The 20,096-nt window shown below is 58.9% G+C and carries 20 protein-coding genes and 2 pseudogenes; 15 read left to right on the forward strand and 7 right to left on the reverse strand.

The window, feature by feature from the left end:
- Positions 1–48: 48 nt before the first annotated feature.
- The 4 genes from QQJ84_RS18765 to QQJ84_RS18780 form a co-directional block, all read right to left on the reverse strand.
- Positions 49–1,437, reverse strand: a complete 1,389-nt coding sequence (locus QQJ84_RS18765) for a cryptochrome/photolyase family protein (RefSeq protein WP_284259864.1) — start codon at positions 1,435–1,437, stop codon at positions 49–51.
- Positions 1,434–1,709, reverse strand: coding sequence for a DUF2256 domain-containing protein (locus QQJ84_RS19385; RefSeq protein WP_348522698.1), 276 nt, complete (start codon positions 1,707–1,709; stop codon positions 1,434–1,436). The genes QQJ84_RS18765 and QQJ84_RS19385 overlap by 4 nt, the downstream gene beginning before the upstream one ends.
- Entirely contained in the window at positions 1,615–1,821 is a 207-nt protein-coding gene (locus QQJ84_RS18775; RefSeq protein ID WP_284259865.1) for a Rossmann-fold NAD(P)-binding domain-containing protein, read from the reverse strand. Before QQJ84_RS18775 ends, QQJ84_RS19385 begins: the two co-directional genes overlap by 95 nt.
- A gap of 402 nt (positions 1,822–2,223) precedes the next feature.
- Entirely contained in the window at positions 2,224–2,634 is a 411-nt protein-coding gene (locus tag QQJ84_RS18780; protein WP_284259866.1) for a thiol-disulfide oxidoreductase DCC family protein, read from the reverse strand.
- Between the two features lie 160 nt (positions 2,635–2,794).
- Between QQJ84_RS18780 and QQJ84_RS18785 the strand changes: the two are divergent.
- Positions 2,795–3,625, forward strand: a pseudogene (locus tag QQJ84_RS18785) (IS5 family transposase); the annotation flags it as partial.
- Entirely contained in the window at positions 3,622–3,945 is a 324-nt protein-coding gene (locus QQJ84_RS18790) for a hypothetical protein (protein ID WP_284259867.1), read from the forward strand. The pseudogene QQJ84_RS18785 and the gene QQJ84_RS18790, both read left to right, overlap by 4 nt.
- A 323-nt stretch (positions 3,946–4,268) precedes the next feature.
- On the opposite strand, the pseudogene QQJ84_RS18795 reads toward QQJ84_RS18790, so the two are convergent.
- Positions 4,269–5,221: pseudogene (locus QQJ84_RS18795) on the reverse strand (IS110 family RNA-guided transposase); the annotation flags it as partial.
- Positions 5,222–5,381: 160 nt separating this feature from the next.
- Between QQJ84_RS18795 and QQJ84_RS18800 the strand changes: the two are divergent.
- Entirely contained in the window at positions 5,382–6,344 is a 963-nt protein-coding gene (locus QQJ84_RS18800; RefSeq protein WP_284259883.1) for a helix-turn-helix domain-containing protein, read from the forward strand.
- Positions 6,345–6,459: 115 nt separating this feature from the next.
- Positions 6,460–7,866: an aldehyde dehydrogenase family protein gene (locus tag QQJ84_RS18805; protein ID WP_284259868.1), complete on the forward strand. Its 1,407-nt coding sequence runs from the start codon at positions 6,460–6,462 to the stop codon at positions 7,864–7,866.
- A 129-nt stretch (positions 7,867–7,995) separates the two neighbouring features.
- Here QQJ84_RS18805 and QQJ84_RS18810 read toward each other — a convergent pair whose 3' ends face one another.
- Positions 7,996–8,511, reverse strand: a complete 516-nt coding sequence (locus QQJ84_RS18810; protein WP_284259869.1) for a MarR family winged helix-turn-helix transcriptional regulator — start codon at positions 8,509–8,511, stop codon at positions 7,996–7,998.
- A gap of 120 nt (positions 8,512–8,631) precedes the next feature.
- Here QQJ84_RS18810 and QQJ84_RS18815 point away from each other — a divergent pair, with 120 nt between their 5' ends.
- From QQJ84_RS18815 to QQJ84_RS18845, 7 genes are read left to right on the forward strand one after another with little or no spacing between them, the layout of a single operon-like run.
- Entirely contained in the window at positions 8,632–9,171 is a 540-nt protein-coding gene (locus QQJ84_RS18815) for a VOC family protein (protein WP_284259870.1), read from the forward strand.
- A 24-nt stretch (positions 9,172–9,195) separates the two neighbouring features.
- Positions 9,196–10,803, forward strand: coding sequence for an FAD-dependent oxidoreductase (locus QQJ84_RS18820; RefSeq protein ID WP_284259871.1), 1,608 nt, complete (start codon positions 9,196–9,198; stop codon positions 10,801–10,803).
- A 12-nt stretch (positions 10,804–10,815) separates the two neighbouring features.
- Positions 10,816–11,007 carry a DUF2783 domain-containing protein gene (locus QQJ84_RS18825; RefSeq protein ID WP_284259872.1) on the forward strand — a complete coding sequence of 64 codons (192 nt, stop codon included), beginning with the start codon at positions 10,816–10,818 and terminating at the stop codon, positions 11,005–11,007.
- Between the two features lie 41 nt (positions 11,008–11,048).
- A complete protein-coding gene (gene hmgA / locus QQJ84_RS18830) occupies positions 11,049–12,356 on the forward strand; it encodes a homogentisate 1,2-dioxygenase (RefSeq protein WP_284259873.1) in 1,308 nt (435 codons plus the stop codon).
- Positions 12,353–13,630, forward strand: coding sequence for a fumarylacetoacetase (gene fahA / locus QQJ84_RS18835; protein ID WP_284259874.1), 1,278 nt, complete (start codon positions 12,353–12,355; stop codon positions 13,628–13,630). The genes hmgA and fahA overlap by 4 nt, the downstream gene beginning before the upstream one ends.
- On the forward strand, positions 13,623–14,273 hold the full coding sequence (gene maiA, locus QQJ84_RS18840; protein WP_284259875.1) for a maleylacetoacetate isomerase: 651 nt from the start codon (positions 13,623–13,625) through the stop codon (positions 14,271–14,273). The genes fahA and maiA overlap by 8 nt, the downstream gene beginning before the upstream one ends.
- A gap of 6 nt (positions 14,274–14,279) precedes the next feature.
- Positions 14,280–15,233, forward strand: a complete 954-nt coding sequence (locus QQJ84_RS18845; RefSeq protein WP_284259876.1) for an MBL fold metallo-hydrolase — start codon at positions 14,280–14,282, stop codon at positions 15,231–15,233.
- A 3-nt stretch (positions 15,234–15,236) separates the two neighbouring features.
- Here the strand turns inward: QQJ84_RS18845 and QQJ84_RS18850 are convergent, their stop codons facing one another.
- Complete coding sequence (locus tag QQJ84_RS18850; protein ID WP_284259877.1) at positions 15,237–16,154, reverse strand: AraC family transcriptional regulator; 918 nt, start codon at positions 16,152–16,154, stop codon at positions 15,237–15,239.
- Positions 16,155–16,458: 304 nt separating this feature from the next.
- Here QQJ84_RS18850 and QQJ84_RS18855 point away from each other — a divergent pair, with 304 nt between their 5' ends.
- The 4 genes from QQJ84_RS18855 to QQJ84_RS18870 all read left to right on the forward strand — a co-directional run bounded on the left by QQJ84_RS18855 (position 16,459) and on the right by QQJ84_RS18870 (position 20,024).
- Positions 16,459–17,925: an APC family permease gene (locus QQJ84_RS18855; RefSeq protein ID WP_284259878.1), complete on the forward strand. Its 1,467-nt coding sequence runs from the start codon at positions 16,459–16,461 to the stop codon at positions 17,923–17,925.
- Positions 17,926–17,937: 12 nt separating this feature from the next.
- Entirely contained in the window at positions 17,938–19,236 is a 1,299-nt protein-coding gene (locus tag QQJ84_RS18860; protein WP_284259879.1) for an NAD(P)/FAD-dependent oxidoreductase, read from the forward strand.
- Between the two features lie 26 nt (positions 19,237–19,262).
- Complete coding sequence (locus QQJ84_RS18865) at positions 19,263–19,619, forward strand: cupin domain-containing protein (RefSeq protein WP_284259880.1); 357 nt, start codon at positions 19,263–19,265, stop codon at positions 19,617–19,619.
- A 129-nt stretch (positions 19,620–19,748) separates the two neighbouring features.
- The gene (locus QQJ84_RS18870; protein ID WP_284259881.1) at positions 19,749–20,024 is read left to right on the forward strand and encodes a hypothetical protein; all 276 of its coding nucleotides are present in this window, start codon (positions 19,749–19,751) and stop codon (positions 20,022–20,024) included.
- Positions 20,025–20,096 lie beyond the last annotated feature (72 nt).

Genomic DNA, 20,096 nt, shown 5'->3' on the forward strand with positions numbered 1-20,096 from the left:
CTCATCATTCGCCCCTCACAAGGTGGCAAATATTAGCACGTAATGTTGTTAATGTGAATCACTATAGTTGAAGGGACATGCATCCGGGCCCGTCTTCTGCTTCACGTCGTAATGGCAGCCGGAGCAAAAATCAGACATGCGGTCGATATACGCTCCCGAGGCCGCGTAGGGCTTGGATGCCATCTTGCCGCCATCGGCAAACACCGCCATTCCCAACGTGTTCGGCATCTCCACCCATTCGAACGCATCGGCATAAACGGCGAGATACCAGCGCTCGATTTCGCGCGGCGCGATACCTGCCAGCAGGGCGAAATTGCCTGTCACCATAAGGCGCTGGATGTGATGCGAATAGGCATAACGCGACGTGCTGCCGACCGCCTCGCGCAGACAGCGCATGGGTGTTTCGCCGGTCCAATAAAAAGCGGGCAGCTTGCGCGTGGCCTGGAGCGCGTTGCTGTTCTCGTATGCGGGCATCAGGCGCCAGTAGACGCCGCGCACATATTCGCGCCATCCCAATATCTGGCGCACGAAGCCCTCAACCGCATTCAACGGCGCAGCCCCTGCACGCCAGGCGGCCACAGCCTCCTTGCAGACCTCGCGGGGGGAAAGCAGCCCAAGGTTCAGCGCCGGGGCCAGGAGCGCGTGGAACAGGAATGGCGCGCCGGCCTTCATGGCGTCCTGATAATCGCCAAAACGCGGTAGGCCGGCAGCGATGAAATCGTGCAAGGCGCGCAGCGCATCCTGGCGGGTCACCGGCCAACCGAAATCCTCAACCTCGCCAAAACTTTCGCCAAAACGTTGCTCGACCAGCGCCATCACCGTCCGCGTGACCGCATTGGGCGCGAAACGGAGCCGGGCGGGCACAAGGGTAGAAGCCGGCAGCTTCTTGCGGTTTTCCGCGTCGAAATTCCATTCGCCGCCAGCAGGCCCACCTTGCTCCATCAGAATTTCATGCTCACGCCGCATCTCGTGGTAGAAATGCTCCATACGCCAGAGCTTGCGCCCCCGCGCCCAGGCCGCGAAGCGCGCGCGGCTGGCGAAAAACCGGTCATCCTCGCGGATTTCGACAGGCAGACCAGTCAAGGCTTCCCAGCCCTCTGCCATCGTCTGCACGCGCCACTCGCCAGGTTCGGTGACAACCAGCCGGTCTGGCGCGTGCCGGGCGATGGCGCGCTGGATTTCGTTGCTCAGGCTGCCGCTATTATCCGGGGTGTCAAGCGCCACATAGTCCACCAACACACCAATCTGTCGCAGTTCCTCGGCGAAGTGACGCATCGCCGACAGCACCAGCACAATCTTTTGCTTATGATGCGGGACGTAGGTGGTCTCCTCCATCACCTCCATCATCAGCACAATGTCGGCCGCGCGATCGAGACCTTTGAGCGCGGAAATGTCCATCGAGAGCTGATCTCCCAGCACGATCCTGAGGACACTCATGGCCAGCTCTGCCGCTGCCGGGCGTCAGGGCAAACCTTCGCGCCCCTGCAGCGTTTTGAACAGTACTTCACGGCCTCCCAATCCCGCGCCCATTTTTTTCGCCAAGTGAACGGCCGGCCGCAATGCGCGCAGAACTTGGAGGGGAGGGCGGATTTTGAGCGCATCTTCGCCATGCCGCTACCACGGTATGGTCTGGTCGCGCCAGTCGAAGAAGCCGCCATTGGCTTCGGCCGTAAGCTGGTCGAGAACGGCCAGAATATGACGGGCGGCATCGGCAGGCGCATGAACCTCCAACCCAGCAGCTTGAAAGGGTGCCGAAAGCCCGGTTGCCACAGTGCCGGGGTGCAAGGCGGCACAAATGGCCTCCGGAGCCCGGCGCGCCAATTCCCAGCGGCAGCACATGCTTCATGATCAGCGCGGGGCCAATGGCGTTCAGCGCAAAAGACTGCGCTAGATTGCCGGCATCAAGCTGGCCCCAGCTCTTCTCCGGCCTATGGCGTTCGTCGTGGAGAAACCCCGTCGCATCGATGAAGAGCCGTAGTTCGCCCTTTTCCGCGGCGAATTTCACGGCGCGTTCGAGGCCGGTCTCTTCCAGCAGATTAACCGCGGGCGACGTGCTGCGGCTGAACCCAACCACATGCTCGAACCTTTCCGTGGCGCGGATGGCCTGGACCAACGCCGCGCCAATACCGCCGCTGGCACCGAACACAACTGCCACGCCGGCGGGTGAAAACGAGCCAAGCCCGCCCCGGGCAGCCATTGCTGCCGCGGGCTCAAATTCCTCGCTCATGTACGCGCGCTACCCTTGGCTGCCGACCGGCCCCGCAGGACAGTGCCAAAAATGCGGGAGATGAACGGCCGGAGCGGAAGAAACATCCGGTAGCCGAGCTCCAGGGCCGCCAACACGCCCGGCAGCGCCGCACCACGCGCCGCCCAGCGCCAACTTGGCAGGCGAGTCCAAACCTCGACGAATGCCGCCGCGCCAGAGACAATATGTCCATCGCTTGCACGAACATGGAATCGTTCCATCGCCCGCTGTTGGGTTATGGTCTCCGAGATGACGGCGCCGGGCGCCGAGGCGTCGACAAACTGGAGTGCGCCGGCTTGATCTTTCCGGCAATAATAGCCGATCTCCGCCCGGCAAAGGGCACATGACCCATCAAAATAGATGGTCAATTTTGAGAGCTCCGGCTCCATACGGTTCTCCTGACCATAAACAGTCATTTGACCAGCCGAGGCGCTTGTCGAAAGTAAACCTGATTCCATTAATGGCGCCAATCATTATAGCCGCATTACCATAAGCTCATGCGCGACATGGCGCGCATAATCTGCCATTCGCGGTTGGAGTGTATGTAGCTACAACATGTTGTTCCGCTGGTTTATCGGGCTGTCGATGGACGCACCGGTATGGGATGTGACGGTATTTACCAAGAACCGTGAACGCCTGCTGGAAGGCGATGTGGCGGTTGGCTTTCTGTTGGCGGTGATGGGCGATCCGGCGGTTTCGGGACTGCTTTCCACTGAGCATTTTTCGGTGGATGGCACGCTGATCGATGCCTGGGCCTCGATAAAGAGTTTTCGCCGCAAGGACGGCGCGGATGAGCCCCCGGCGGGACCTGGGCGCAACGCGGAGCGCAATTTCCATGGTGAGACACGCAGCAACGACACCCACGCCTCGACCACCGATCCGGATGCCCGGCTGTATCGTAAATCCAAAGGCCAGCCGGCGCGGCTTTGCTATATGGGGCATCTGCTCATTGAAAATCGCCATGGCCTGATCGTCGATACCCGCACCACGCACGCGACGGGCCGGGCGGAACGCGAGGCAGCTGAAGAAATGATCGCTGCCCGGCCGCACACCCGACGATGTAGCCTGGGCGCCGACAAAGCCTATGATACGGCCGAGCATGTAGCCCGGCTACGCGCCCTCGGCGTCACCCCGCACGTCGCGCAAAATACCGCCGGCCGACGCTCCGCCATCGACGGTCGCACCACGCGTCATCCGGGCTATGCCATCAGCCAACGCCTGCGCAAACGCATCGAGGAGCCGTTTGGCTGGATCAAAGCCGCGGCTGGCTTGCGCAAAACCCGCCATCGGGGCCTCAAGCGGGTCGGTTGGATGATGACGCTCACAGTCGCTGCTTGCAATCTGGTGCGATTGCCCAAACTGCTCGCGGTCGCGACATGACAAAGTCCGACCGCAAATCCCTGCTTGGGAAGTGGCGGATCACCAGCATGCAGACCTGGGATACCGAGTACGTCGAAATGCTAGGCCGAGCCTACATACAAATCGAGGATGCCGGTGGCGAGATGGTATTCGGGGCCGTCCAGATCGGCCTGCAATGCGAGTATGGCAAAACAAGCATCTGGTTCAGATTCCACGGATCAGACGAGATGACCGAGGTCTCCGGCGACGGCAATGCCGAAATCGAAGGACTCGGCACACTCAACGGCGAAATCCGCTTCGACAACGGAGACGAAAGTTCATTCACCGCTAAACGGTGGTGAATTTCCGCAGCCTGTTCTCTCATGTCCGCATTCAAGGGTGCGGCCGCACTTTATCTCCCCGCGCCAGCGGGTGACCAAGTGTCGTGTTGAAGATGCGTAAGGCAGGAGACAGGACCCGAAGACGCCGGTTGAACAAGCTCTCATGCGCGGGTTGGCTACCGCATGACCGTGGTTCCGTCTTGGGGCTGCCTCATTCTAGAAGCGAGCGTCGGTCCGGGGACCGGCTCATAACAGGTCAGGAGGATTCCCCACCGTGGCCCTGTCTCCAGCCTTGCGCACCAGAGTTTTTTGCTGGATCTCGTTCTCTGTGTCCTTCAGTTCTCTTAAGTGAAATTGGGTTGAGCAATGCGCGCGATCGCCCAGATGAAGCCGACCATTTCCCGAGCAATGGCGGTAGTGACCACGACCTTTGGCTTGCCGGCGTCGACCAGACGGCGATATCTTGCGCAAAGCCGAACCTGTGCTTTCCAAGCGATATCTCGGATCTCAGTGGGCAGCGGCTCAAGACGGTCGTGGATATTTCGGCTTACGCGCGCCGGCATCCTGTATGTCAGGCACCCTCTATCAACACACGCCGGGCCAGCGCATTGCCGGCTTTGGTAATGCCGCCGCGACGGACGCTACCGCCCGACGAGTGCTCGCTCGGCACCAGGCCGAGATAGGCCATCAGTTGGCGCGGATTGATGAAGCGGTGGAAATCACCGACTTCTGCCACAACGGTCACCGCCCCCACGAGGGCAACCCCGCGCATCGCTTGCAGCGCCGCCACGACCGGGGCCATCGACCAGTTCGGCAGCAACTCCTCGATCTGGCCTGTCAGCCGGTCGCGCCGGGTCTCCGCGTGCTGCACGGCGTGGATATAATCCTGCAGAACGATCTGCTGCGCCGGATGCTCGAAACGCACCGTCGTCAGCCAGCGCCGGTAGGCCAGGGGCCAGGCGCGAGGCCCAGGATAAACCCGCTCATGGCGCAGCAAAAATCCTTGAAGATGCTGCCGCGCCTTGCCCAGCACGCGGACCGCGGTCATGCGTGCCCGCACCAGGTCGCGCATTGCCTCGTGCGCCTGATCGGGAACCCAGACGGCAGTCAGTTCGCCGGCACGATGCAGCTTCGCCAGCATCATCGCATCGCGGCGATCCGTCTTTACCCGGTCGCTCGCCTTCATCGGGATCAACGATGGCGCAACCACCACGCACTCATGCCCGGCACCCCGCAGCAGTCGTTGCAGACCATAACCACAGGGACCTGCTTCGTAACAAAAACTGAGCCGCCCTCCATGTATGAGGCTCTGTGCCGGCCATCCGACACAACCCTCGACATTATACATGCCATGGGCGGACCGCCGTTCACTCAGAGGACATGGGGTCTAGACGATTTGACTTGATGCTAAACAGGCGTCCGGGCTAACTGGGCGCTAAAAATAATGCGGTGTGGAAATGGCGGAGCTTATTAGCAACCATTCGTTGATCCAGCGAGGTTGGGGTGACCGGAAATTGGATGATTGGGTTTCTGACCTGCGATCCATTTGCGGACATTTTGATCCTGTGGGCAACGGTGGCCGGGTGAGAGGGACCGCTCGCCGAATTGACGCTTGCGGCATGACGTTTGCTCAGGTTGCCAATGACCTCGACCGTGTGGTGAGGACCCTGGACGGAATTCGGCTCGATCATCACGAGAATCTCTTTCTTATTGTGCAGATGGAGGGGCGGTGCGGGGTGGCGCAGGGGGACCGTGAGGTTTTTCTGGAAACAGGGGACTGTATTCTCCTCGACTCCACGCAACCTCTTGCCCTTCATTTCTTCGGACATTTCTCCAACCACCTCTCCCTGCATCTGCCGCGGCAGCATATGTATTCCGGCCGCGGAGCGGCCTTTGATGTAGGGCGTAAACTCAGCTTTGCCGACCCGATGGTGGCGATGCTGCGTGCATTGATCGAGAAGACGATCGAAACACCGGCAGCCTCGCCCGGCGCCCAGCATCTGCGTGAGCTGATTTTATCGGCTACCCGCCAGGCGTTTTTCGCCGAGGACGATGCAACATCATTGCCCTACCTCGACACGTCGAAAAAGCGGTTGCAGGTGGCGGAACTGCTAATCGACCGGCATCTGACAGAGCCCTATTTGGGTGGCAAATGGTTGGCCGGCCAGCTCGGGGTCTCCCCGCGCACATTGCAGGAGGATTTTCAAGGACGGGGCACGACCTGCACCACCGTAATCCGCAACCGAAGATTGCGATTAGCTCGTGAAAAAATCGAGCAGATACACACAGACCGCTCCGCCCAGACCATCTCCGAGATCGCCTATGACTGCGGGTTTAACGATATTTCTTATTTTAACCGCAGCTTTAAGGAAATGTTCGCATGCGCGCCAGGGGATATGCTGAAGCTCCGCCCAGCCTAGCGCTGCGGGTTTCCACTGCGGGTGCGCTTTTGTCCAAGGCGAGCCGCGTTCTGCGCCAAGACGCACAGAGAGAACGTACATTATAGGCTCTACCTAAGTTTTGGGAGAAGCGATAATGAATCCGAGCACCTTGCTGATAGGGGGGCGCCGTATCTCTACGGCATCTCATGTTGAAGTTAAAAATCCTGCGGATGGCAGCGTCGTTGGTCTGATGCCGGTGGCGAGCTCTGAAGATATCGACGCGGGCGTGGCCGCGGCTGCAGCCGCTTTCGCCGGTTGGGCGCATACGGCCGACGCCGAGCGCCAGGCGCTTTGCAATAAGGTTGCCGACATTATTGAGGCGAATAGCGAAGAGTTGGCGCTGTTGCTGACCCTTGAGCAGGGCAAGCCGCTGGGCGGCCTGGGTTCGCGTTTTGAGCTGGGCGGGGCTGTGGCTTGGACCAGGGCAACCGCCGCACTCTCACTGCCGGTGGAGGTACTGCAGGACACGCCGGAAGGCCGCGTGGAACTGCACCGAAAGCCAATTGGCGTTGTCGCCTCGATCACGCCGTGGAACTGGCCAGTGATGATCGCCTGCTGGCACATGATTCCAGCCATTCGTGCCGGGAATACCGTTGTTATCAAGCCCTCTAGCCTGACGCCACTTTCCACCATTCGTATGGTTGAGCTGATGAACGAGGTGCTGCCGCCCGGTGTGGTTAACGTGGTGACCGGCGAGGGCCGGGTTGGCGGAGTACTTTCCGCGCATCCGGGCGTGGGCAAGGTGGTGTTCACCGGTTCCACGCCGGTGGGGAAAAAGGTAATGACGGCTGCCGCCGGCACGCTCAAGCGTCTGACGTTGGAGCTAGGGGGTAACGATGCGGGTATTGTGTTGCCCGATGCCGACCCGGTGCAGATCGCCGAGGGGCTGTTCTGGGGCGCCTTTATCAATAACGGCCAGACCTGCGCGGCTTTGAAGCGGCTTTATGTGCATGATAGCATTTATGACGCGGTGTGCGACGCATTGGTGGCTTATGCCGAGAAGGTTCCCATGGGCGACGGGCGGTTGGAAAGCAGCGTTCTTGGTCCGTTACAGAACGAGAAGCAGTTTGACTTGGTGCGCGAGCTGGTGGACGATGCCCGTGCTCATGGTGGACGTGTGTTGCTTGGTGGCGCCCCGCAAGAACGATCCGGTTACTTCTACCCGATTACGTTGATCGCGGACGTTGATAACGGTACCCGCATTGTGGATGAAGAGCAGTTCGGTCCGGTGTTGCCAATCATCCGCTACAGTGATGTCGATGAGGTAATCGCGCGTGCCAATGCCAGCCAGTTCGGGCTTGGCGGTTCGGTTTGGTCGAGCGACATAGAGAAGGCCAAGCGCTATGCACGTCAGTTGGAATGTGGCTCGGTGTGGATCAACAAGCATGGTGCCCTCCAGCCAAATGCGCCGTTCGGCGGTGTCAAACAATCCGGCATTGGCATCGAGTTCGGTGTCGAGGGCTTAAAAGAATTCACGACCATCCAGACCGTATTGGCCTGATCCAGGTAATCGTATGAATGCACGATCGCTGACGGTGCCGCGGCGATTTATACCGTGACCATCGCCACGATGACGAAATTTTGAAACTGGAGGGACTCGGTGTAGCCATGAAAAAAATTTGGGCGATGTTCAATTTTGTTTCTGCAAATCCTGCGCGCGTTGTTCTAGTCCCCGCAGCAACCGGTCGAGCATCGAGCGCTCATCCGCGGAAAAAATCTCGAGGAGATACGTCTCCTGCGCAAGCACCAGGGGAGCGATCTTGTTGTATAATCCGCGCCCCGCGGCCGTAAGATTGATGATTTTATTGCGCCGGTCTTCGGCTGCATCAGCGCGGCGGAGGTAGCCTTTTTCTTCAAGCCCCTTTATCGCGCGGCTTGTGGACATTTTGTCGAGCGTGGAGTGGGCGGCGATCTCGGTCGCGGAAACTGGGCCAAGTTCCACGAGCGCCACCAGGGCCCGCCATTCCGGCCGTGTTAGATTAAAGCGGTCGCTGTAAATATGCGCGATGCAGTGCGAAACCTGATCTGCCAGTACCACCAAGCGGTAGGGCAAAAAACTTTGCAGGTGCAATGAAGTCTGTTGTTCAGGGGGCGCTTTTGCAGCGGGATGCTTGGGCATGGATACTTGGTTCACTTCTACGGACATAGGTTGACTAAATGGCTCATGAGCTATGCATTTTTAGAGGAGTTGCCGGACTTAGGCAATGAACATAAGCTTGCGGATATTAGTAACATCTGTTACTGATCTCCAAGTCAGGAGGAAATTATGAAAATAGTAAAGATTCATCACGTCGCCTATCGCTGTCATGATGCCAAGCAGACGGTTGATTTTTACAAATCCCTGCTGGACATGGATCTGATCGGCGCGATCGCGGAAGATCGCGTGCCATCCACCAAGGAGCCAGATCCATATATGCACATCTTCCTTGATGCCGGTGCGGGAAATATTCTTGCCTTTTTCGAACTGCCGAATTCTCCGCCGATGGAGCGTGATCCGAATACGCCGGATTGGGTCCAGCATATTGCGCTCGAAGTTGCGAACATGGAGGCTCTGGAAGAGGCCAGAGCGCGGCTCCAGGCGGCGGGTGTGGAGGTGCTGGGGCCAACAGACCATACGCTGTTTCAATCCATCTATTTTCGTGACCCCAACGGGCATCGTCTCGAATTAGCGGCACCCTCCGGCACGCCAGGTCAGGTGAAGCGCATGCACGAGGTAGCGCATAAAATGCTGGAAGATTGGGCAAGAGATCGCAAGCCGCCGCGCCATATGGCCTGGCTGCACGATAAGGAATTCACGGCGCGCTGAACGCTGGTTCGGAGAAGAGACAAAATGTTCAAGACATACAACTACCCGCGCTTTCCCTACGTACAATCGCCTGAGCAGCGCGATGGTACGGTGAAGCGCCACAAGGTCGTGATTGTAGGCGCCGGTCCGATCGGTCTCACCGCGGCGCTGGATTGCGCGGCGCGCGGCATCGAGGCGGTTGTTCTGGACGACAATGACACAGTATCGGTTGGTTCCCGCGCCGTGTGCTACGCTAAGCGTCCTTTGGAGATATGGGACCGTCTCGGCGTTGGTGAACGCATGGTGGCCAAGGGTGTAAGCTGGAACCTCGGCAAAGTGTTCTTTCAGGACCGGCTATCCTACCAATTTGATCTGCTTCCAGAAGAAAATAACAAGATGCCGGCGATGATCAACCTTCAGCAATATTATCTGGAGGAATACATGGTTGCTGAATTGGCCAAACAACATCTGGTGGAGATGCGCTGGAAGCACAAAGTCGTCAGTCTGCAGCAACAGGATGGCTATGCGGCGCTTACCGTGGAAACGCCCGAGGGCGTATTCGCCATGGAGGCGGATTGGGTGCTCGCCTGCGACGGCGCCAACAGCGGCCTGCGCGACATGGTGGGTGCGAAGTTCACCGGCCAGTTTTTTCAAGACCGATTTCTCATTGCCGATGTCATCATGGATGCAGCGTATCCGACGGAGCGCTGGTTCTGGTTCGATCCTCCGTTTCATCCCAACCAGTCAACCCTGTTGCATCGCCAGCCGGACAACGTTTGGCGTATCGACTTTCAGCTTGGTTGGGATGCGGATGCCGCGGAAGAGAAGAAGCCCGAACGCATCATTCCGCGCGTACGCGCAATGCTGGGCGACGATCGCCCATTTGAGCTGGAATGGGCCTCGGTCTATCAGTTCGCTTGCCGGCGTATCGATAAATTCCGTTATGGCAGCGTGATATTCGCGGGGGATTCGGCGCATCAGGTTTCGCCCTTTGGCGCGCGTGGCGCCAATACCGGTGTGCAGGATGTCGATAATCTGATCTGGAAGCTCAAGCTTGTGCTTGACGGCCATGCGCCGGAGGGGCTGATCGACACCTATAACGAGGAGCGTGCCTTTGCGGCGGATGACAACCTGCTCAACTCCACGCGGGCAACTGACTTTATTTCGCCGAAAAGCGCGTCCAGCCGCCTGTATCGCGATGCCGTGCTGGAACTGGCGGAGGATTGTGAATTTTCACGCCCGCTGGTGAATAGCGGCCGTTTGTCCATGCCCACGCCGTACGTGTCGTCCTCGCTCAACACGCCGGACGAGGATATGTTTGCGGGCAAGATGGCGCCGGGGGTCAACTGCGCCGATGCGTCGGTGACGGTCGACGGAAAATCCAGATGGTTCCTCAACGCTTTAGGCAGCGGCTTTACTGTTCTGGCTTTCGGCGAGGTGCCCGCAGAGGCGGTGACGTACGGTGCGGTGAAGGCGCAGGTGTTAAGCGTGGGCCGGGATATTGAGGATACGCGCGGTGTGCTCACCCAGCGCTACGATGCCAGGCCCGGCACGGTTTATCTGATCCGTCCAGACCAGCATGTCGCCGCGCGTTGGCGGCAGTTCGATACGGCGAAAATCAAACAGGCGCTGGCGCGCGCCCTGGCCTCCTGAAAGGAGTGACATATGGACCTCAACCTGAAGCCGAACATCACCGACCCTGATGATTTCTACAAGCAGTTGATCGACAGCCAGCGGAATATGGATGAGCGCCAGGCGGCGATGATGAACTGCAAGCTGGTATTGCTGTTGGCGAACCACATAGGCGACCGGGCGGTTATTGATGAAGCGTTGCGCCATGCGGGTGGAGCCATTTGAACCGAGCGCGCCGCAGGTGCGCTGGCGGGGAGTGTAAAGAAATGTCGTTGATCTATATGCCGGGCTTCGGCAATGACTTTGAGACCGAGGCGCTACCCGGCGCGCTGCCGCAGGGGTGTAATTCACCCCAGCGCTGCAATTACGGACTCTACGCCGAGCAACTCTCCGGCTCGCCCTTCACCGCGCCGCGCAGCACCAATGAGCGATCCTGGCTGTATCGCATTCGTCCGTCGGTGAAGCATGTTGGGGCGTTCCGGCCGATCGAACTTGCGTTATGGAAGAGCGCGCCGCATGTGGTGGAACACCGCCTGCCGCTTGGCCAGCTGCGCTGGGACCCATTGCCCATCGGGGATGAAAAACTAACCTTCCTGACGGGGATGCGCACGATCACCACGGCGGGCGATGTTTATAGCCAGACAGGCATGGCGGCGCATGTCTATCTCATCACCGCGCCGATGATAGATGAATACTTCTATAATGCTGACGGCGAGATGATGCTGGTGCCCGATACCGGGCGGTTGGCGATTGCCACCGAGCTCGGGCGGATGGAGATCGGTCCCGGGGAGATTGCCGTGCTGCCGCGCGGGATGAAATTTACTGTGGCACCGCTGGATGGGGCCGCGCGTGGCTATGTGTGTGAGAATTACGGCGCCAAATTCACGCTGCCGGAGCGCGGGCCGATCGGTGCCAACTGCCTTGCCAATCCACGCGATTTCAAGACCCCGATGGCCGCCTTCGAGGATAAAGAGACACCCAGCCGCGTGGTGGTGAAATGGTGCGGTGGCTTTCATGCCACCGATATCGGCCATTCACCGCTCGATGTTGTCGCCTGGCACGGCAATTACGCGCCGTATAAATACGATTTGCGTACTTTCTCGCCCGTCGGCGCCATTTCCTTCGATCATCCAGATCCGTCGATTTTTACCGTGCTTACAGCGCCCATGGGCGAGGTTGGTACCGCGAATGTGGATTTCGTGATCTTCCCTGAGCGCTGGCTGGTAGCCGAAAACTCTTTCCGCCCGCCCTGGTACCATATGAATATCATGTCTGAATTCATGGGGCTTATCTATGGTCAGTATGATGCGAAGGAGGCCGGTTTCGAGCCTGGCGGCATGAGTCTGCATAATTGCATGCTTCCGCATGGACCCGATGCCGCCGCGTTCGAGAAGGCAAGCACCGCAGCGCTTGCGCCGCAGAAGCTCAGCCATACGCTCGCCTTTATGTTTGAGACGAGATTGCCGCAGCTTCTTACCGGCTTTGCGGCGGAGCTGCCGGCGCTGCAGACGGATTACGCAGCCTGCTGGGCGGGGATTGAAAAAAAATTCGACGGTACACCGGGGCTGAAATGATGCGTAAATCTTGGATTGAGAGCGCCAACACGGCGGAAACTGATTTTCCTTTGATCAACCTGCCCTACGGTGTGTTCAGCCGTGCGGGCGGGGCGCCGCGCTGTGGTGTGGCGATTGGCGATTATGTGGCTGATCTGGCCGCATTGGAGCACGCGGGGCTGTTGGAGACCGCCGTGTTCGATGCACCGGCGCTCAACGGGTTCATGGCGCTGGGCAAGGCTGTGTGGGAGTGTAACCGTGAGCGCCTGACCGCGCTGTTTGCGGCCGAGGGCGACCCCGCGCTGCGCGATGACGCCGCCTTGAGTGCAGCGGTGCTGGTGCCGCAGGCGGAGGTGGTGATGCATCTGCCTTTCGCGGTGGCGGGCTATACCGATTTTTATGCCGGGCGGCACCATGCCGAAAATGTAGGCACCATGTTTCGCGGGCCGGAAAATGCGTTGCCGCCGAACTGGCTCAGCATCCCCATCGGCTATAATGGCCGTGCGTCCACGGTGGTGATCAGCGGCACGCCCATTCGCCGCCCGCTTGGGCAAATTAAACCACCCGGGATCGAGCTGCCGGTTTTTTCGCCCACGCGCAGGCTTGATATTGAGCTGGAGATGGGCGCCGTGCTGGGGCAGGGGAGCGCGATGGGCACGCCGCTGACCGTGGCCGAGGCCGATGATCTGATTTTTGGCTATGTGCTGCTCAATGACTGGTCGGCGCGCGACATTCAGGCATGGGAATACCAGCCGCTTGGCCCCTTCCAGGCCAAAGTGTTCGCCACCTCCATCAGCCCCTGGGTGGTCACGAAGGCGGCGCTGGCGCGCTTCCGCGTTTCCACGCCCGAACGCACCCGCCCGCTGTTGCCCTATCTGCGTGAGCCGGGGCCGATGCTCTACAACATTGAGCTGGAGGTGCGCATGCGCGCCGAAGGGCAGCGGCGTGATACGGTGATCTCACGGACCAATTACCGCGAGATGTACTATTCCGCGGCGCAGCAGGTGGCGCATCACGCCATCGGCGGTTGCCGTATGCAGGTGGGCGATCTGCTCGGCTCGGGCACGATCTCAGGGCCGGAAAAGGAAAATCGAGGCTCGTTGCTGGAACTTTCCTGGGGTGGCAAGGAGCCGCTGACGCTTGAAGGTGGGGTCAAGCGTTGCTTCATCGAGGATGGCGACACCCTCACCCTCGCCGGCTGGGCGCAGGGCGACGGCTACAGGATCGGCTTTGGCACATGCGAGGGCAAGATCGTGCCCGCGCCCGCATTGCGCCCGGAATGGCTCGATGACTGACCCGGTACTCTACACCTATTACCGTTCCAGCGCCGCTTATCGCGTGCGCATCGCGCTTAACCTCAAGGGGCTGAATGTTACGCAAATTCCCGTGCATCTGCGCAAGGGCGAACAGCGCGGGGAAGCGTTCCGGGCGTTAAACCCGGCTGGCTTGGTGCCGTTGTTTGCCGCTGCCGAGGGCGCGCCGTTCGGGCAATCTCTGGCGATCATGGAGTATCTGGAGGAATCCTGTCCCACGCCGGCGCTGCTCCCGGCCAGGCTGGTCGACCGCGCCTATGCCCGCGAGATCGCGGCCACCATCGCCTGCGATATCCACCCCCTGGGCAACCTGCGCGTGCTCGACAAGCTCTCAACCGATTACGGCGCCACCACCGAGGGCCGCGCCGCCTGGAATCGTCACTGGATGGCGGCCGGGTTCGCGGCCATCGAGGCGCGGCTTACCCGAACCGCAGGGCGCTTCGCGATCGGCGATATGCCCGGGCTCGCCGATATCTGCATCGTGCCGCAACTCTATAACGCGCGGCGCTTTGGCCTCGACCTCAGCCCTTACCCTCAGCTCACCGCCGTGGATGCCGCGGCGCGTGCGCTGCCAGCCTTTATAAATGCCGCCCCCGAAAACCAACCAGACTTCGAAGAAGGATAATCCACCATGTCCACCCCCGCTTTCGCCTCCACCGGCGACCTCGCAGAGAAAAAAGTTTCTTTCACCGAGGTTGGCCCCGGCCTCTGGGCCTACACCGCCGAGGGCGACCCGAATACCGGCGTTATCATTGGCGATGACAGCGTGATGATTGTCGATGCGCAAGCGACACCGATAATGGCTCAGCGCGTGATTGAGAAAATCCGCAGCGTGACAGACAAGCCGATTAAATACGTCGTACTCTCGCATTACCATGCGGTGCGCGTGCTCGGCGCCTCGGCTTACGGTGCCTCGGAAATTGTCGCCTCGGAGAAATGCCGCGGCATGATTCAGGAGCGTGGGGCCGAGGATTGGGCAAGCGAGCTCGGCCGCTTTCCCCGCTTGTTCCAGGCGGCCGAAAGCGTGCCGGGTCTCACATGGCCAACCGTGACCTTCAACGGCAAGATGACGGTGTATCTTGGCAAACGCCGTGTTGAGTTGCTGCAGCTTGGCCGCGCTCATACCGCGGGGGATATCGTCGCATGGGTGCCGGATGCGGGGGTAATGTTCACCGGCGATATCGTGGAATATCACTCCGCTTGCTATTGCGGCGACGGCCATTTTAACGATTGGACGCATACGCTGGAGGCGATCGCTGCTTATTCGCCCAAGGCGCTGGCGCCCGGGCGTGGCGATGCGCTGGTGGGCGAGACCATGGTTGCGGCGGCGCTGGCCGCGACTAAGGATTTTGTAACCAGCACCTACCGCCCGGTGTCGAAAGTGGCGGCGCGCGGCGGTTCGCTGAAGGAGGCCATGGCCGCATGCCGGGCCGCCTGCGATGCGAAATTTTCGTCTTTCGCGATCTATGAGCATTGCCTGCCGTTCAACGTCGCGCGCGCCTATGATGAAGCGCTGGGCATCGACACGCCGCGCATTTGGACGGCGGAGCGCGACCGCGAGATGTGGGCTGCGCTGCAGGGGTAATGCTTAACGCTTCTTGACTCTCGCCCTCTGAAATTCGGCGGGCGAGACACCTTCCCAGGCTTTAAAGGCTCGCCAGAAGGCGGTCGGATCGCCATAACCCACAGCCTGGGAAACAGCGCTGATATGGCGCCGGCTGGTTTTGAGCAGTGCCTTGGCTTCCAGAATTTTGATATCCCGCACGATTTCTCGCACTGAGCTGCCTTCATCCGCCAGATAGCGTTGTAATGTGCGCGGCGGCAGGCCCAACTCCGCCGCCAGCAAAGTCAGGCTCACCGGAGAGCGGCCCAGGTCGCGCGCCACCAGTTGGCGCACCTGTTGCACCAGCTTCACCTCCTCCATTTCGTTCGGCATCATGTCTTCAATATGCCGCCGCAAAAACGGCGCGAAGCCGGCGCTGGCACCCTGCACCGGCTTATCCAGATCCGCCGCATCCAAGACCAGTGCGTTGGCTGAATGTCCGAAACGCAACGGCGCGCGGAACATAGCTTGCAGCGCCTGCCATTCCTTTGGGCGCGGATGCTCGAAATACACTTCCAAAGGCGCCCAGCCGCCGCCAAAACAGCTGCGGATCATTGCGCAGGTTGCGGCGAGGGTAAATTCCGAATCTTGCCGGCGGGGCCAGAGGGTGGGATCTTTGATGCGATATGACCAGATTGCGGTATCCGCCTGGTTGTGCACGGTAATTTCGGTGGCGTCCTGCCAAACGCCGATATAATGTGCGAGATTCTCCAGCCCAATGCGCAGACGCGGGCTGGTCAGCACCAGAAAACCGATTGGACCCAGCAACTCACCGGGTGGCAGCGAGATGCCAAGCCGCGCGCCAAAGAGCGGATCGCCGGCCAGTGCGGCCGCGTCTTCGAACAACTGCAAATAGCGCGAGAGCGCGATGCGCTCATACAAATCCGCTTTGGCGTTTCTCATACCATAATGGCGGCGAAGAAATGCAGATCCCCCTGGGCAGGTGAGGATCGCAGCGATCACTTGATTGACCACGGATGAGCGGATCATCGGCACGACCGGAGAAGACATTCGAAGGCGAGGCATGAAATTTTCCAAGCGGCAAGCAGTTGCGAATATTTCTTAATGGCGCATTTTATCGGAGTATAGGCGTATAATGCAATATCAATATGACAGGCGAAATCGCTAAACAAAATGTGCTGTAACGCAAAAAAAGAACCGGTCACGGCTTTTCCAGTATCTTTAAGCCATTTAGGGGTGTTTTGTAATGTCCAATGAATATACCGGCGCCGCGGCGCCGCCGTTTGCGCCCGCCGCCAATCAACTACGCAAGGGTGCGCTGGGTGTCGGCGCTGTCACCTTCTTCGTTATCTCGGCCGCTGGGCCACTCGTGGCCATCGCGGGTGGCGCACCCATAGGCATGCTCTTGGGGAATGGCCCAGGCATGCCCGGCGCCTATCTGATCACCTTGCTAATCCTGTTACTCTTCGCGATCGGGTATTGCGCGTTGGCGCGGCATGTCACAAATGCTGGTGCATTCTACGCCTTTGCCGCGCGCGGCCTTGGCGGCGTTGCCGGCGGTGCCACTTCAATGATCGCGCTGGTCGGTTACAACACCATGCAAATCGGTCTTTACGGCCTGTTCGGTTCTGCCGCGCAGGCGCTATTCCAGCAGGTGGGCATCAACCTGCCGTGGTGGATTTACTGTTATGTTGCCATGGCCAGCATTGCAGTTTTCGGCTACCGGCAGGTCGATCTGTCGGCGAAAGTGCTCTCGGTCCTCGTCGCGTGCGAATATGTATGCGTGCTGATCCTGGATGTCGCGATTATGCACAAAGGTGGTGATGCCGGGCTCACAGCCGCGCCCTTCGCGCCCTCCAACGTATTCGGCATGTCACCTTCCATCGGCCTTGTGTTCTGCTTCGCCTGCTTCGTTGGGTTCGAGGCGACAACCATCTATGGCGAGGAAGCCAAAGACCCGAAGCGCACGATTCCACTGGCCACCTATTTTTCCATCCTACTGGTTGGCGGCTTCTATATGCTGTCAAGCTGGTGCATGGTGAATGGCGAGGGCGTATTGAAACTTGTCAGCTTCCTCGGTGGCTTACCTGATCCCACGCGTTTTCTGTTCCTTCTGGCGGATCGTTATGTCGGTCATTGGCTTTCCTTGGTGATGAGCGTGCTATTCGTCACCAGCGTCTATGCCGGTCTGCTTGCCTTCCATAACTCCGTCGCGCGGTATTTCTACGCCATGGGCCGCGAGGGCCTGCTTCCAGATCATTTTGGCAAAACTCATGACGAACACCAAAGCCCACACATTGGTTCACTGGCGCAGACGATCATTGCCGCTACTGTTATCGGCATCTTCGCTGTAGCAAAGCTGGACCCAGTGCTGGCATTGTTTTCCTGGCTGACGAATGTCGGCACGCTGGGGGTTATCACGCTGATGGCAATAGCCTCTTTCGCGGTTCCAGCCTTCTTCCGCCGTAATCCGGGTACCTCCGACGGCGTATTCTCCTCTTATATCGCCCCTGTCATCGCAGGTGTGTTGCTGGTCGCGGTGCTTATCCTGATCGTGATGCACTTCGATCTGTTGACCGGAGCCTCTGTAACCTTAGCGTATAGTCTGACGGGACTGATTCTGTTGGCCGCAATTATCGGCGTTGGCCTTGCCCTGCGCCTGCGCGCCGCAGACTACGGCCGCTACCAGACTATCGGCTACCAAAAACACTAAAGGCCACTAATTATGAAAACGGTAGAATCACCAACGTACTATTTTGCGACACGGAAATATGATCTGTCATTTCCTCGTTTGGCCGAAGATATTGATGCTGATGTCGTGGTTATTGGTGGCGGCTTCTCGGGCATTAATACGGCGTTGGAATTGGCTGAGCAGGGCATAACCAATATCGTGGTACTAGAGGCAAAATATCTCGGCTATGGCGGCACAGGCCGTAATGGCGGACAGGTCATGGCCGGTATCGGCCATGACCTCAACAAGGTAAAAAAACATGTTGGCGAGAAAGGTCTCGAGACTATCTTCAAGATCAGCAATCTCGGCGCCAGCATCATCGCCGATCGGGTAAAGCGGTATGATATCGATGCCGATCTCTCCCGTGGGTACGGCTACCTCGCCTATAACGAGCGTCAGACGAAGACGCTACGTGTATGGGAGAAGGAGTTCAAGGCGGTTGATCCCGATCAGGATATTGAGCTGCTCACGGGCAAGGATGTGCAGAAGGTAGTTGGCTCGCGGGTCTATACCGCTGCACTCAAGCATATGGGTGGTGGGCATGTGCATTCGCTCAACCTGCTGCTGGGTGAAGCGAAGGCGCTAACCTCCTACGGCGCGCGGATCTTCGAGCACAGTCCCGTAGTGGAGGTAACCTACGGCGACCGTGTGACTGTGCGCACGCCGGGGGGTACGGTGCGTGCCGCCAAAATGCTCTGGGCGTGTGACAGCTTTCTTGCTGACCTTGAGCCTTATATCTACAAAAAAACGATCAACACTTACGCCTTCCAGCTTATGACTGAATCGCTGCCGGACTCACTGATCGAGCAGATCAGTCCAATCCGTGGCGCCTTCAGCGATATTAGCCCGATCATTAATTACTACCGCGTGACGCGGGAGAATCGACTACTGTTCGGTAGCGCCACCCGATTCATCGAATATACGCCATCGGATCTCGCGGAGTGGAACCGTAAGCTGCTGCTTCAGATATTTCCGTATCTAGACAAGGTGAAGATTGACCTTGCCTGGGGTGGGCCAATGGCGTGCAGCGCTAATCTGTTTCCGCAAATAGGCTCGTTGCCCGAGCACAAGAACGTGTTCTACGTACAGGGTTATTCCGGCTTCGGCGTCACGCCGAGCCATATTGTCTGCAAGGTGCTGGCGGAGGGCATGAGCGAAGGCTCGGCCCGCTACGATCTGATGAGCAGTATTCACCATATGGACATCATCGCCAAGGACAAGTTACGCAATGTATGGATGACCCTGGGCAAGACCTGGAACCAAGCCTCCGGTTATTGGACCGGGCGGCGCTAAAATTTTTATCACTGAAAGGTACTCAAATGCTTGCACTTAAGTCTTCTTCGATCCCCGAGCTTGATAGCTGGGGCACAGTAACCGATCTTGGCTCCACGATCCTTGAAGGTGATGCCAAGGCCTTTGGCCAATTTACCCATGGTGCGCCGGATGCACCCCTGAGCGCCGGATATTTTGCGGTCACGCGGAGCATGTTCCGCATGGTTTATCCGTTCACCGAACACGCGGTCGTCCTGGAGGGGGAGGTAACATTGAAAAATGAAACGACCGGGGTGACTGTGACCTACAAGGCCGGCGATGGCTGGATGATCGAGAAGGGAACGCCGGTACTATGGACTGTTCATACACCACGCTTCGTTAAGCACTACATGGCCGCTGTTTAGTCCTCGCAGATGGCGGCGCCATGGCGGTGCCGCCACCAAGAAATAAAATCTCGCGTTTCAAAAAACTCTGCACCGTCAATTTCTCACGAAATACATGAAATTTAAAAAAAACGGGAGTGGCCATCCTTGATGGAACCGGGATTTCAAACTAATTTTAAGATTGTTAAACTAACTATTTTGGTTGGCCTCTCGGTCGAGTGTGTGCTGGATACGGGAGTCGATGGTCGATGGCCGGCGGGTTTCGGCAGGCTTGCTGCCCGCGATTCACGGCGCTTGCCGAAAAAAGGGAATGGCGCCATGGGCGGCGCCGAGGCGGTGGCCAGACAAAGCCTGAATTTTTCGAGTGTTTTGGTGATGTTCGCCGCGGGAAAAAGGAGATGCCCCCGGACGATCCGTTGCTCTTGAGTTGCCTAGCCCGGATTATGCAGGACTGCTGGCGAGCATAGCGTAAACCGTTGATTTGATGTAAGAATTGGT

The organism is Acidocella aquatica, assembly GCF_030160635.1.
GTDB classification, from domain to species: Bacteria; Pseudomonadota; Alphaproteobacteria; order Acetobacterales; family Acetobacteraceae; genus Acidocella; species Acidocella aquatica.

What these genes read in the sequence shown, in the direction of transcription:
- QQJ84_RS18780 (WP_284259866.1), bottom strand. Translation starts at nt 2,634, where the DNA reads ATGGAGCCGGAGCTCTCAAAATTGACCATCTATTTTGATGGGTCATGT.
- QQJ84_RS18800 (WP_284259883.1), top strand. Translation starts at nt 5,382, where the DNA reads ATGGCGGAGCTTATTAGCAACCATTCGTTGATCCAGCGAGGTTGGGGT.
- QQJ84_RS18825 (WP_284259872.1), top strand. Translation starts at nt 10,816, where the DNA reads ATGGACCTCAACCTGAAGCCGAACATCACCGACCCTGATGATTTCTAC.
- QQJ84_RS18815 (WP_284259870.1), top strand. Translation starts at nt 8,632, where the DNA reads ATGAAAATAGTAAAGATTCATCACGTCGCCTATCGCTGTCATGATGCC.
- QQJ84_RS18810 (WP_284259869.1), bottom strand. Translation starts at nt 8,511, where the DNA reads ATGTCCGTAGAAGTGAACCAAGTATCCATGCCCAAGCATCCCGCTGCA.
- maiA (WP_284259875.1), top strand. Translation starts at nt 13,623, where the DNA reads ATGACTGACCCGGTACTCTACACCTATTACCGTTCCAGCGCCGCTTAT.
- QQJ84_RS18765 (WP_284259864.1), bottom strand. Translation starts at nt 1,437, where the DNA reads ATGAGTGTCCTCAGGATCGTGCTGGGAGATCAGCTCTCGATGGACATT.
- QQJ84_RS19385 (WP_348522698.1), bottom strand. Translation starts at nt 1,709, where the DNA reads ATGCCGCCCGTCATATTCTGGCCGTTCTCGACCAGCTTACGGCCGAAG.
- QQJ84_RS18860 (WP_284259879.1), top strand. Translation starts at nt 17,938, where the DNA reads ATGAAAACGGTAGAATCACCAACGTACTATTTTGCGACACGGAAATAT.
- QQJ84_RS18865 (WP_284259880.1), top strand. Translation starts at nt 19,263, where the DNA reads ATGCTTGCACTTAAGTCTTCTTCGATCCCCGAGCTTGATAGCTGGGGC.
- hmgA (WP_284259873.1), top strand. Translation starts at nt 11,049, where the DNA reads ATGTCGTTGATCTATATGCCGGGCTTCGGCAATGACTTTGAGACCGAG.
- QQJ84_RS18870 (WP_284259881.1), top strand. Translation starts at nt 19,749, where the DNA reads ATGGAACCGGGATTTCAAACTAATTTTAAGATTGTTAAACTAACTATT.
- QQJ84_RS18790 (WP_284259867.1), top strand. Translation starts at nt 3,622, where the DNA reads ATGACAAAGTCCGACCGCAAATCCCTGCTTGGGAAGTGGCGGATCACC.
- QQJ84_RS18855 (WP_284259878.1), top strand. Translation starts at nt 16,459, where the DNA reads ATGTCCAATGAATATACCGGCGCCGCGGCGCCGCCGTTTGCGCCCGCC.
- QQJ84_RS18805 (WP_284259868.1), top strand. Translation starts at nt 6,460, where the DNA reads ATGAATCCGAGCACCTTGCTGATAGGGGGGCGCCGTATCTCTACGGCA.
- QQJ84_RS18850 (WP_284259877.1), bottom strand. Translation starts at nt 16,154, where the DNA reads ATGAGAAACGCCAAAGCGGATTTGTATGAGCGCATCGCGCTCTCGCGC.
- fahA (WP_284259874.1), top strand. Translation starts at nt 12,353, where the DNA reads ATGATGCGTAAATCTTGGATTGAGAGCGCCAACACGGCGGAAACTGAT.
- QQJ84_RS18845 (WP_284259876.1), top strand. Translation starts at nt 14,280, where the DNA reads ATGTCCACCCCCGCTTTCGCCTCCACCGGCGACCTCGCAGAGAAAAAA.
- QQJ84_RS18820 (WP_284259871.1), top strand. Translation starts at nt 9,196, where the DNA reads ATGTTCAAGACATACAACTACCCGCGCTTTCCCTACGTACAATCGCCT.